General features: G+C 69.4%; 9 protein-coding genes. All 9 read left to right on the forward strand.

The features are described 5' to 3' along the window. The first annotated feature begins 122 nt into the window (after positions 1-122). The 9 genes from ACLJK8_RS12060 to ACLJK8_RS12100 all read left to right on the forward strand — a co-directional run bounded on the left by ACLJK8_RS12060 (position 123) and on the right by ACLJK8_RS12100 (position 12,678). Positions 123-1,229 carry an acetolactate synthase large subunit gene (locus ACLJK8_RS12060; protein WP_413150518.1) on the forward strand — a complete coding sequence of 369 codons (1,107 nt, stop codon included), beginning with the start codon at positions 123-125 and terminating at the stop codon, positions 1,227-1,229. Next, positions 1,226-2,623 carry an aldehyde dehydrogenase family protein gene (locus ACLJK8_RS12065; protein ID WP_413150519.1) on the forward strand — a complete coding sequence of 466 codons (1,398 nt, stop codon included), beginning with the start codon at positions 1,226-1,228 and terminating at the stop codon, positions 2,621-2,623. The genes ACLJK8_RS12060 and ACLJK8_RS12065 overlap by 4 nt, the downstream gene beginning before the upstream one ends. A gap of 158 nt (positions 2,624-2,781) precedes the next feature. Beyond that, entirely contained in the window at positions 2,782-3,939 is a 1,158-nt protein-coding gene (locus ACLJK8_RS12070; protein WP_413150520.1) for an iron-containing alcohol dehydrogenase, read from the forward strand. 13 nt (positions 3,940-3,952) lie between these two features. Then, entirely contained in the window at positions 3,953-4,807 is an 855-nt protein-coding gene (locus tag ACLJK8_RS12075) for a poly(R)-hydroxyalkanoic acid synthase subunit PhaE (RefSeq protein WP_413150521.1), read from the forward strand. Positions 4,808-4,818: 11 nt separating this feature from the next. Beyond that, positions 4,819-5,922, forward strand: a complete 1,104-nt coding sequence (gene phaC, locus ACLJK8_RS12080; protein WP_413150522.1) for a class III poly(R)-hydroxyalkanoic acid synthase subunit PhaC — start codon at positions 4,819-4,821, stop codon at positions 5,920-5,922. Between the two features lies 1 nt (position 5,923). After that, complete coding sequence (locus ACLJK8_RS12085) at positions 5,924-7,840, forward strand: acyl CoA:acetate/3-ketoacid CoA transferase (protein WP_413150523.1); 1,917 nt, start codon at positions 5,924-5,926, stop codon at positions 7,838-7,840. Then, positions 7,837-8,775 (forward strand): alpha/beta fold hydrolase, encoded by a 939-nt coding sequence (locus ACLJK8_RS12090; protein WP_413150524.1) that lies wholly within the window; start codon positions 7,837-7,839, stop codon positions 8,773-8,775. The genes ACLJK8_RS12085 and ACLJK8_RS12090 overlap by 4 nt, the downstream gene beginning before the upstream one ends. 420 nt (positions 8,776-9,195) lie before the next feature. After that, the gene (locus ACLJK8_RS12095; protein WP_413150526.1) at positions 9,196-10,590 is read left to right on the forward strand and encodes a GntP family permease; all 1,395 of its coding nucleotides are present in this window, start codon (positions 9,196-9,198) and stop codon (positions 10,588-10,590) included. 330 nt (positions 10,591-10,920) lie between these two features. Continuing rightward, positions 10,921-12,678, forward strand: a complete 1,758-nt coding sequence (locus ACLJK8_RS12100) for an FAD-dependent oxidoreductase (RefSeq protein ID WP_413150527.1) — start codon at positions 10,921-10,923, stop codon at positions 12,676-12,678. The last annotated feature ends 30 nt before the right edge of the window (positions 12,679-12,708 follow it).

The following is a 12,708-nucleotide window of genomic DNA, read 5'->3' on the forward strand; positions in this document are numbered from 1 at the left end:
AAAGGATCGTGCCCCATCTGTTGGTGTAGCTCACGGCGGGCCTGGCGCTGACTGGCGGGCGGAGCTGGTCAGTCGCGCTGAGCGGCAGGCAAGCTGACGGTGAGATCATCGCGGACCTGCCGGTGGCGCATCCGGCCGCGCTCGACCGCGCCGCGCGGATGATCCTCGAGGCGAAGCGCCCGCTGGTCATGCTGGGCGCCGGCGCCAGCCGGCCGAGGCTCGCGGCGGGCCTGAACGGCTTCTTCCGGCGGCTGCGGCTCCCGTTCTTCACCACCCAGATGGGCAAGGGTTCGGTCGCCGGCGGTTCCAACCTCTACATGGGGACCGCGGCGCTCTCGGAGCGCGACTACGTGCATGACGCGATCGACCGCGCCGACCTGATCCTCGCCATCGGCCACGACACGATCGAGAAGCCACCGTTCCTCATGGGGCAGGGCGGTCCGAAGGTGATCCATGTCGGCTACACGCCCGCCTCGGTCGAGCAGGTCTACTTCCCCGACGCCGAGGTGATCGGCGACGTCGGCCCGAGCCTCGCGCTGCTGGCCGACCGCCTGGAAGGCCGGCTGCCGCCGGAATCGCCGCTCCTGCCGCTCCGCGAGGGCATCCTCGACCGGATCACCGACCGCGACGACGAGGAGCGTTTCCCGCCGACGCCGCAGCGGATCGTGCGCGACGTGCGGCGGGCGATGCCGGAGGACGGGATCGTCTGCCTCGACAACGGGATGTACAAGATCTGGTTCGCCCGGAACTACCGCACCCGGGTCGCCAACACGCTCCTGCTCGACAACGCGCTCGCCACCATGGGCGCGGGCCTGCCCTCGGCGATGATGGCGTCCATGCTCCATCCCGAGCGCCGGGTCATGGCGGTCTGCGGCGACGGCGGCTTCATGATGAACAGCCAGGAGCTCGAGACCGCGGTGCGGCTGAAGCTCAACCTCGTGGTGCTGATCCTCGAGGACAGCGCCTATGGCATGATCCGCTGGAAACAGGCGGTGGACAACTTCGCCGACTGGGGCCTCACCTTCGACAACCCCGATTTCGTCAAATACGCCGAGGCCTATGGCGCCAGCGGCACGCGCGTCGAGGCGACCGAGGAACTGACTCCCGCGATCGACAATGCCTTCAAGGCGGGCGGCGTGCATCTGGTCGTGGTCCCGATCGACTATTCCGAGAACGTGCGGGTGCTGGTCGACGAGCTGAAGAGCCGTCAGCTGGCGGAAGTCGAATGAGCCAGCCCGCGGCCATCGAGGTTCGCTCGCCCTACGATGGCGCGCCGGTCGGGTCGGTGCCCTGCTCCGGCCCGGAAGCGGTCGAGCGCGCGCTCGGGACGGCCTACCGCCTCTTTCGCGACCGCGCCGGCTGGCTTTCTCCGGCGCGGCGGATCGAGATCCTGACCGCGACCGCGGCGCTGATGGAGCGGGATGCCGAGGCGCTGGCGGTCCAGGCCGCGCGCGAGGGCGGCAAGCCGCTCACCGACTCCCGCGTCGAGGTCGCCCGGGCGATCGACGGGGTACGTACCTGCTGCGAGCTTCTCCGTGGCGAAGCGGGCCGCGTCGTGCCGATGAACCTCAACGCGGCCTCGGCGGATCGTGTCGCCTTCACCCAGGCCGAGCCGATCGGCGTCGTCGTGGCGATCAGCGCCTTCAATCATCCGCTGAACCTGATCGTGCATCAGGTGGCGCCGGCGATCGCCGCCGGTTGCCCGGTGGTCGTCAAGCCGGCGAGCGCCACGCCGCTTTCCTGCTTCGGCTTCGTCGCGCTGCTGCGCGAGGCCGGTCTGCCGGAGGACTGGTGTCAGGCGCTGGCGCTCGAGAGCGACGAACTGGCGGGCAGGCTCGCCGCCGATCCGCGCGTGGGCTTCCTGAGCTTCATCGGCAGCGCCCGCGTCGGCTGGAGCCTGCGCGCGAAGCTCGCTCCCGGCGCGCGCTGCGCGCTCGAACACGGCGGCGCCGCGCCGGTGATCGTCGCGGCCGACGCCGATCTCGACCTGACCGTCGGGGCGCTGGCCAGGGGCGGCTTCTACCATGCCGGACAGGTCTGCGTATCGGTCCAGCGGGTCTTCGTCCATGTATCGATCGCGGAGGAGCTGGCGAAACGACTCGCCGGATGCGCCGGTGCCCTGAAGGTCGGCGATCCGCTGTCGCCCGGGACGGAGGTGGGTCCGCTGATCCGCGCGGGCGAGGTCGAGCGCGTCCACGCCTGGGTGGGGGAGGCGGTGGCCGGCGGCGGCGCGCTGGTGGGCGGCGGCCAGCCGCTGTCGGAAACCTGCTACCCGCCGACGGTCGTGTTCGAGCCGCCCGCCGATTGCCGTCTCTCGCGGGAAGAGGTCTTCGGGCCGGTCGTCGCCGTCTATGGCTACCATGACATCGAAGACGCCTTCGCGCGGGCCAACGCGCTGCCCTGGGCCTTCCAGGCGGCGGTCTTCACCCGCGACTACGCGACCGCGATGCGTGCCTATCGCGGCCTCGACGCCTCGGCGGTCATGCTCAACGATCACACCGCCTTCCGCGTCGACTGGATGCCCTTCGCCGGCCTGCGCCGATCGGGCCTCGGGGTCGGCGGCATCCCCTACACCTTCCACGAGATGCGCGTGGAGAAGATGTTCGTCGGGCCGATGCCCTGACCGACGCGCCGCGGGCACCCACCGCGCCGCCACCGACCGCTCCGTCGTGCCGTCCCGTCGGGCGAGCCCGATGGCCAGCCTGACCGCGAAACGGGCACCGGGTCCGAACCCTGATCCCGCCGCGCCATCCTCACCATATCGCCGGAGATACATCGGAAATGACGACGAGTTTCGCCTTTGAAACGACCCGCTCGGTCCTCTGCGAAGTCGGCGCCAGCGCGCGGATCGGAGAGATCATGGCCGGCCGGGGCTGCCGCGCGGTCGCCTTCGTGACCGATGCGATGATCCTGAAGCTCGGCCTCGCCGACGCGGCCCTCGCCGGGCTCGAGGCGGCCGGCATCGATGTCTGGGTCTTCTCCGACGTCGTGGCCGATCCGCCCGAAGCGATGATCGTCGGTGCGATCGAGGAGGCGCGGCGGCGCGGGATCGACGGCGTGGTCTCGATCGGCGGCGGGAGTTCGCTCGATACCGCCAAGCTGATCGCCGTCCTCACCCCCTCCGACCAGTCGATCGCCGACGTCTATGGCGTCGGGCTCGTCAGGGGCGAACGGCTGCCGCTCCTGCTGGCGCCGACCACGGCCGGGACCGGGTCGGAGGTCACGCCGATCTCGATCGTCACCACCGGGACCGCCGAGAAGAAGGGCGTGGTCGCACCACAGCTTCTGCCCGACTGGGCGCTTCTCGACGCCGAGCTCACCGTCGGGTTGCCGGCCGCCGTCACCGCCGCGACGGGGATCGACGCCATGGTGCATGCGATCGAGGCCTATACCTCGAAGCTCAGGAAGAACGTGGTCTCGGACTGCCTCGCCCGCGAGGCGCTGCGGCTGCTTGGCGGCAATATCCGCGCCGCCTGCTTCGATCCCGGCAACCGTCAGGCGCGCTCGGACATGCTGCTCGGCTCGATGCTCGCCGGCATGGCCTTCGCCAACGCGCCGGTGGCCGCCGTGCATGCGCTCGCCTATCCGCTCGGCGGCCACTTCCACGTGCCGCACGGGCTCTCCAACGCCCTCGTGCTGCCGCAAGTGCTCGCCTTCAACATGCCCGAGGCCGCGCCGCTCTATGCCGAACTTGGGCCGATCGCCTTTCCGGAACTCGCCGGCGAGCCGGAGACCGCCCGCGCGGAGGGCCTCGTCGAAGGCTTCGCGGCGCTCGCGCGCGAGCTCGGGATGAAGACCCGGCTCTCCGAGGTCGGCGTGAGCCACAACAACCTGCCGATGCTGGCGGAGGATGCGATGAAACAGACCCGGCTTCTGGTGAACAACCCGCGCGAGATGACCTACGACGCGGCGCTCGACATCTACGCGGCGGCGCTCTGAGGAGGAGGAGAAGATGGCTGCGACTGGAAATCCGTTCTTCGACGCCTGGATGGACGCCGGCAGGCGCTTCTTCGAGGAGGGAGGGACGACGACGGCCTGGCCGGGGACTCCCTCCGGGCTGACCGACCTCACGGCCCGGGCCGAGGAGAACTGGCGGCTCTGCCAGCGCCAGGCCGAGGACTGGGTGAAGGCGTCGAGCCGCTGGCTGTCCGGCGGGGGGGGGGGGGCCGGCGGCGGCACGCCGGAGGAGACGCTTCGGCGCATGCTCGATCCGTCGCGCTTCCTGTTCGCGGGCACCGACGAGATCAACCAGGCGATCCAGCGTCTCGTCGAAGGGCCGGAGTTCGCCGATATCGGAACGCTCGAACGGCAGGTCCTGAAGGCGACCCGCGAATGGTTCGCGCTGCGTGAGGCGAGCGCCGCCTACCGCGCGGTCACCGCCGGCGCCTGGAGCCGCGCCTTCGCCAGCTTCACGCGGGAGATGGCGACATCGCCCGAGGCTCTCGCCCAGGGCTCCCGGCCGGTACTCGACCGCTGGCTCGCCATCGCCAACGAGGAGCTCATCCGCACGCAGCGAACCGACGAGTTCCTGAAGGCGCAGCGGGAGCTGCTCGCCGCCGGCGTCGCCTACCGTCTCAAGGAGCGGGAGCTGGTCGAGGTCTGGTGCGAGACGCATTCGATCCCGACCCGGACCGAGGTCGATGACGTGCACCGGACGGTGCATGAGCTGCGCGGCCAGATCCGCGCGCTCCGCGCCGAGGTGGCGGCGGCGCGGCGGGCGGCGCCCGACATCGAGGCCGGGCCCACCACAAAGCCAGAACCCGCGACGAAGGCGCCCCGGCGCCGGACATCCAGAACTCCAGCCTGAGAGGCGCTCGCATGTCCCAGCCAGTTTTCAGACCGGACCAGACCTGGCGCGAAGCCATGGAGTTCGGAGCGCGGTTCGCCCGCGGCGCCGAGGCGCTCGGCCGCGTCCGCGACGCCGATGTCGATGTCGGCGCCACGCCCAAGACCGAGGCGATGCGCGTCGAGAAGGTGTCGCTGCACCATTACGCGCCATTGCCCGGCGTCGAGATCAGGACCGGGCCGGTCCTGATCGTCTACGGGCTGATCGGCCGCTACACGATGGCGGATCTGCAGGAGGACCGCTCGCTCGTGAGGAACCTGCTCGCGCGCGGGGTCGATCTCTGGGTGGTGGACTGGGGGCACCCGTCGCGGGCCGACCAGTTCCTGACCATCGATTCCTATGTCGACTGGTATCTCGACGATTGTGTCGAGCACATCCGGGAAGTCGCCGGCATCGACTCGGTCTCGCTGCTCGGCATCTGCGAGGGTGGCACCTTCTCGACGATCTACGCGGCGCGCCATCCGGAGAAAGTCAGGAACCTGATCCTCACCATCACGCCGATCGACTTCCACGCCGACCTCGACCACGGCGATCCGAGCCACGGTTTCATCAACCTCTGGACCCGGAGCCTCGACGAGGACGACATCCACAAGCTGATCGACGCCTTCGGCAACCTGCCCGGCGAGATCATGGCCTCGGTGTTCCAGCTGATGACGCCGGTCCGCACCATGACCAAGTACAACCTCGACCTGCTCGACGTGGTCGATGACGACAAGAAACTCCTGAACTTCCTCAGGATGGAGAAATGGCTGTCGGACCGTCCGCATCACCCCGGCGCGGCGGCGCGGCAGTGGCTGATCGACCTTTACAAGGAGAACCGCCTCGTCGGCGGCGATCTCATGATCGGCGGAGAGCCGGTGCGCCTCGACCGGATCACCATGCCGGTGCTCAATGTCTACGCGCTCCAGGATCATATCGTGCCGCCGCCGTGCTCGACGGCCCTCGGCCCGCTCATCGGAACCGAGGACTATACCGAATTGCCGCTCAAGGGCGGGCATGTCGGGGTCTATGTCAGTTCGAAGAGCCAGGGCATCGTGGGCGAGAAGATCTTCTCCTGGCTGTCGGAGCGGCCGTGAGATGCTGGGCAAGCAGGTCAGTCCGGATCAGGCGGTCGCGGTCATCCGCGACGGCGACACGGTGTCGATCTCTGGGTTCGTCGGGGTCGGAACGCCGGACGAGCTTCTGATCGCGCTCGAACGGCGCTTTCTCGAGACCGGACATCCCCGCGGCCTCACGCTGGTCTTCGCCGCCGCGCCCGGCGACGGGCGCGAGCGCGGACTGAACCGGCTCGCGCATGACGGCCTCGTCAAGCGCGCGATCGGCGGCCACTGGTCGCTGGTGCCGAAGCTCGCGCGGATGGCGGTGGAAGGTCAGATCGAGGCCTACAACCTGCCGCTCGGCGTGATCTCGCAGCTCTACCGCGAGATCGCTGGCGCGAAGCCCGGCATGCTCTCCAAGGTGGGCCTCGGCACCTTCGTCGATCCGCGCCAGTCGGGCGGACGGATCAATGCGCGCACCACCGAGGACATTGTGCGCCTCACCGAGATCGATGGCGAGGAATGGCTCTTCTACCGCGCCTTCCCGATCGATGTCGCGCTGCTCAGGGCCACCACCGCCGATCCGCGCGGCAATGCGACGATGGAGCGCGAGGCGCTGAAGCTCGACGCGACCTCGTCGGCGATGGCGGCGCACAACTCCGACGGCGTCGTCATCGTGCAGGTCGAGCGCATCGCGACCGCCGGCTCGCTGGCCCCGAAACGCGTCCAGATCCCCGGCGCGCTCGTCGATTGCGTCGTCATCTCGGAGCCGGAGAATCACCGGCAGACCTATGCGACACCTTACAGCCACGCCTTCTCGGGCGAGCTTCGCGTGCCGCTCGATGCCCGGCCGCCAATGCCGCTCGACGCGCGCAAGGTGATCGCCCGGCGCGCCGCGATGGAACTGCCGCTCGGCGGCGTCGTCAATCTCGGGATCGGCATGCCCGAAGGCGTCGCCGCCGTCGCCGCCGAGGAGGGCCTGCTCGACCATGTGACCCTGACCGCGGAGCCGGGCGTGATCGGCGGCATGCCGCAGGGCGGGCTCGACTTCGGCGCCGCGCTCAATCCCGACGCGATCCTCGACCAGAGCCTGCAGTTCGACTTCTACGATGGCGGCGGCCTCGACATGGCCTGCCTCGGGATGGCCGAGGTCGACCGGCTCGGCAATGTCAACGTCTCGCGCTTCGGGCCGCGCTTCGCGGGCGCCGGCGGGTTCATCAACATCAGCCAGAACGCGAGCCGCCTGGTCCTCGCCGGAACCTTCACGGCGGGCGGGCTCGAGGTCGGCGTCGCGGACGGCGGTCTTTCGATCCGCGCCGAGGGGTGTACGCGGAAATTCGTCGAGGCGGTCGAGCACGTCACCTTCTCGGGCGAGCGCGCGGCCGCGACCGGCCAGCCGGTGCTCTACGTCACCGAGCGCTGCGTCTTCACCGCGAGCCCGAAGGGCCTGCGGCTCATCGAGATCGCACCGGGGATCGACCTCGGTCGCGACATCCTCGCGCATATGGCCTTCACGCCGATCATCGAAGGTCCGGTGACGATGGACCCGCGCCTCTTCCGGCCCGAGCCGATGGGCCTCGCGGCGGGGTTCTTCGCCGCGCCGATGACCGAGCGCATCACCCTCGACGAGGAGCGGAATCTGCTGCTGGTCAACCTGCGCGGCTACCGCGTGCGGACCCGCGCCGATCTCGACGCGATCGCTGAGCGCTGCGGGACGCTCGTCGCCCCGCTGGGCCGGAAGGTCGACATGATCGCCTGGTACGACGGGTTCAGCCTCGATCCCGCGCTCGACCAGGCCTATGCCGACATGGTCGCGGGCATGGAGAAGCGCTTCTACCGCGCCTCGGTCCGCTACACCCGCGATCCCTTCGTCCGCCTGCGCTTCGGCGCCGAACTCGCCAAGCGCGAGCTTTCGATGCGTCTCGGGCGCGACGCCATCCTGACGGGCGCCGCATGAGCGTGCCCCAGCGAACCGCCCCCGAGCCGCGCGACGCGAGCGTGCGGAGCATCGGCCGGCACGGGTACCACCGGATCGCCTATCGTGACTGGGGCGACCCGGATGCCCCGGTCGTCTTCTGCGCGCATGGCCTCTCGCGCAACAGTCACGACTTCGATCCGCTGGCGCGCCGGCTCGCCGCGCACCGCCGCGTCGTCTGCCCCGATCTCGTCGGCCGCGGCCGGAGCGACTGGCTGGCCGACCCCGCCGATTATCACCTGATCCAGTACAACCTCGACGCCACGGTGGTGGCGGCCCGCGTCGGCGCCGAGAGCTTCGACTGGATCGGCACCTCGCTCGGCGGGCTCATGGGTATCGTGCTCGCCGGCGTCCCGAACTCGCCGATCCGGCGGCTCGTGGTCAACGACATCGCGCCCGAGGTCCCGGTTTCCGCGCTTCACCGCCTCGCGCGCTACCTCGGCGCGGAGCCGCGGTTTCCCGATCTCGCTTCGGTCGAAGCCCATCTGCGCGAGACGCTGGCCCCCTTCGGCCCGATGACGGACGCGGACTGGCGCCGGATGGCCGAGACGAGCGCCGTCGCGACCGACCGCGGCTACCGGATGGCCTATGATCCCGGGATCGCCCACAACTTTCGCCGCTTCTGGCTCCCGATCCACACCAGCCTCTGGCGTTTCTGGGACCGGATCACCTGCCCGGTGCTCATCCTGCGAGGTGCCAGATCCGACTTCCTGACGCCGCCGCTGCTCGACCGCATGCTCCGCCGGCTGCCCCATGCCGAGGTCGTCGAATTCGAAGGCGTCGGCCATACCCCGACACTGAACGCCGACGCGCAGATAAGGCCCTTGCTGCGCTGGCTGGAGCTTCCCGACACGGCGGGATCGACGGCGGCGCGGGTCTCGGCGCCGGGAGCCCGCGAAGACAGTGGAGGCCAATAGATGGTCCACACGAAACGATGTCAAAAGAGCATTGATCAATGCCACATTCGATCTCGGTCGGCATGACACATCTCGGTTAGTTTCGGTCGGGCGGAGAATAACCGCCGATCAAGACAAAGTATCCGGAGGAAACCAACGTGCGAAGCCCTGCATCCCGTTTCGTCGATCGGCGCCGCCACGGCAGCCCCGATCCGCGAGTGATCCGCCGCTCCGTGCCAATGTCTCTCCGTCACCGCGGCCAGCACGGCACCGGGCTCCAGGCCTTCTAAGCCAGGTCGCGGTCGCCCGAAGCTCCGCGCCGACGAGATCATCCAGACCAAACGGGAGGCGCCCCCTTCGCCCCCGTTTTCCCCGACAGCAAGAAAACGCGTGCCCGGCGCTCGCCGAGGCGCGGAATCCCGCGACAGGAGGTTATCACTCGTGAGCTACGAAACATGGGTCGTCATCGCCGCGATACTGGCGGTCGTCTTCCTTCTCTTCATCATCATCCGGCTGAGACTCCAGGAATTCATCGCCCTGGTGGTCACCAGCATCCTTTTCGGCCTGGTGATCGGGACCGATCCCAACGAACTCATGAAGCTCATCGTGGCGGAGATGGGCGACTCGCTGGGGCAGCTCGCTCTCGTGATCTCCTTCGGCGCGATCTTCGGCACCGTGCTTCAGCGCGCGGGCGCGGCGGAGCGCATCGCGCTGACGCTGGTCGAGGGGTATTCCGACCGCGTCGTCTCCTGGGGGCTCGGGCTCGCCGGATTCCTCGTGGCGACATCCGTCTACATCGATGTCGCCATCGTCGTCCTCGTGCCCATGCTCTACGGCGTCGCACAGCGCACCGGCAAGTCGCTGCTCCATTACGGCATCCCGCTCTGCGCCGGCCTGAGCTGCGCCTATACCTTCATGCCGCCCGCGCCCGGCCCGCTTGCCACCGCCGGCATCATGAACGCCGACATCGGCCTCGTGATCGTGTTCGGCATCATCTGCGGCATCCCGGCGGTCACCGTCGCGGGCCCGCTCTTCGGCCGGTTCATCGCGAAGAAGATCATGGTCGTGCCGCCCGCCATGGCGGTGGCCAGCATCGGTGGTGGCAGCGCCTCCAGCGACGACGCGGACGGTGACGCGCCCGGCCGTGCCCGGAGCCCCGACAGCCTGCCGTCCTTCGCCAGCGTCGTGGGCGCGCTCCTCATGCCGCTGGTCCTGATCCTCATCGGCACCGTGGGGCGCGTCATCGGCGGCGACTCGAACATCGTGGCGTTCCTGACCTTCATCGGACACCCGGTCATGGCGCTGCTCATCACCTGCCTGTTCAGCATGTGGGCCTTCGGGATCAAGCGCGGCGCCTCGGCGGCGGATCTGCAGCGTCTGGCCAGCGACGCGCTTGGGCCGGCCGGCATGATCGTGCTCATCACCGGCGCGGGTGGTGTCTTCGGCGGCGTCCTGATCTCCTCCGGGCTCGGGGATACGCTCTCCAATGCCATGCAGGACGCCAGCGTGCCGCTCGTGGTGTTCGGCTTCCTGGTCTCGGCGGTCATGCGGATCTCCCAGGGTTCCGGCCTCGTCGCCATGATCACGGGCGCCACCTTCAGCTCGCCCCTCGCGGAGACGCTCGCCGTCAGCGACGCCACCGTCGCGCTCACCTGCATCGCCATCGCCTGCGGCGGCGCCGGCTTCTCCCACGTCAATGACTCGGGCTTCTGGATGGCGAACCGGTATTTCGGAATGAGCGTCGCCGACACGCTGAAGTCCTGGACGGTCATGAAGTCGCTGGTCGGCCTGACCGGCTTCACCATGGTGCTGATCCTCAGCATCTTCGTTCCCTGATGCCGCGCGCCGAGGGCGCGTAGTAAACCATCCACCATCGCCTGGCGCCGTCCCGCATCCGCGAGGCGGCGTCAGTGATGGTTCCTCGATGGCCAAGCCTGCGAGGGCACGGAGGTGTTCTGTGGCGAAGATGGGAGTTTCTTCCCGAGTTCGAATGGAAAGCGGTGGCGCTGCCGGAAAGCAGTGGGCGGCCGCTGACGCGAGTAGCGAGCGAGGTTGGGATTTCTCCGTCGATGCTGATGGCGAGGCCTAACATGGGTGTCCATGAAGGCGGGACGGGATCATAGTGACGAGGGGACTCCGCCGAGAAACTCCAGGGAGCTCGGGCTGATGGCAAAACGGCGAGCCGGTGTCGGGATCGACAGAAGGGGGCTGCTCATGGCCGGCGCCGGCCTGGCGACGGGCGCCCTCCCGTGGCCCGACGCGCGGGCGCAAGTCACGCCCCCGGGGACGGGCGCGGGCGCGCGCGACCCGGACTGGACGCTGCTCGAAGGCCGGATCGCGGGCCGGCTGCTGACGCCGGACTGGCCGCTGGGGCGATGTCTCGCGGGAGGGGACTGCGCGGCCTTCTTCGCCTCGGCGCGCAATCCCTATTTCCTCGGCGACGATCCTTCGCTCACCCAGACATTGGGCTGGGTGGACGCCTGGGTCAGCCAGCCGAGCGCCAGGGTCCTGGAAGCCGCCTCCGGCGCCGATATCGCCGCGGCGATCCGCTTCGCGCGCGAGCACGGGGTCCGCGTCGCGGTGAAAGGCGGCGGCCACAGCTACACCGGCGGCTCAAACGCGGTCGATTCGTTGCTCATCTGGACGCGCCGCCTGAACGCCATCGAACTGCACGACGCCTTCACGCCCGCGGGCGGCGGCGAACCGGTGGAGGCCGTCTCCGTCGGCGCGGGCGCGATGTGGGGGGAGGTCTACCGACGGGTCTGCGCCGGGGCAGGCCGCTACGTCCAGGGCGGCGGCTGCCTGACCGTGGGCGTCGCGGGCCTGATCCAGAGCGGCGGCTTCGGCAGCTTCTCCAAAGGCTTCGGCACGGCCGCCGCGAGCCTCCTGGAAGCGGAGGTGGTGACGGCGGATGGCACGATCCGAACAGTAAACGCCAGCCGCGATCCCGAGCTCTTCTTCGCGCTCAAGGGCGGCGGCGGCGGAACCTTCGGCGTGGTGACGCGCGTGACGCTGCGAACCCATGCGATGCCGGCGACGATCGGCGCCGTCTTCGCCGATGTCTCCGCGCGGTCGGACGCGGCCTATCGCGCCCTGATCGACCGGATGCTGCGGCACTACGCGGAGGAACTCCACAACCCGCATTGGGGTGAGCAGATCGGCTTCCGGCCGGACAACAGCCTCCGGCTCTCTATGCTCTGCCAGGGCCTCGGACAGGAGCGGATGGAGGAGACATGGGCGCCGTTCTGGGCCTGGCTGCGCGAACGCCCGGAGGATTACGTCCTCTCCGATCCGGTGATCGTCGTTCTCGAAGGGCGGCGATTCTGGGATCCGGATGTCCTGAAGACGCAACCGGGCATCGTGCTCGTGGACGACCAGCCGGGCGCCGATCAGGACCGGATCTACTGGGCCGGGAACAGGGAGGAATCCGGCCAGTTCCTGCACGCCTTCGCCTCCGCCTGGGTGCCGGAGGCCGCGCTCGAGCCGAGGGAGGCGCTTGTCACCGGGCTCTTGGAGGCGTCGCGGCGCTGGAGCATCACGCTTCATGTCAACAAGGGGCTGGCCGGGGCGCCCGGCGAGATCCGCGAGCGTGTGCGCGCGGGGACCGCGACCAACCCCGCCGCGGTCGACAGTTTCGCGCTGGCGATCGCAGGCGCCGAAGGCCCGCCCGCCTATCCCGGCGTCCGCAGCTTCGAGCCCGATACCACCCTCGCGCGCCGACAGGCCGGGCAAGTCCGCGCCGCCATGGACACCCTCAAGGCCCATGTGCCGGCGAAAGGCTCCTATCTCTCCGAGAGCGACTATTTCGAAACGGACTGGCAAGCAGCGTTCTGGGGTGGCCATCACGATCGCCTGCGCGCCGCGAAGGCCGCCTATGACCCCGGCGACCTGTTCCGCGTCCACCACGGCATCATCGCGGGGTAGTCGGCGGCCAGCGGCTTCGGTCCTTCCGCA

The sequence above is a fragment of the Amaricoccus sp. W119 genome, from assembly GCF_047275745.1.
In the GTDB taxonomy this organism is placed as follows: domain Bacteria; phylum Pseudomonadota; class Alphaproteobacteria; order Rhodobacterales; family Rhodobacteraceae; genus Amaricoccus.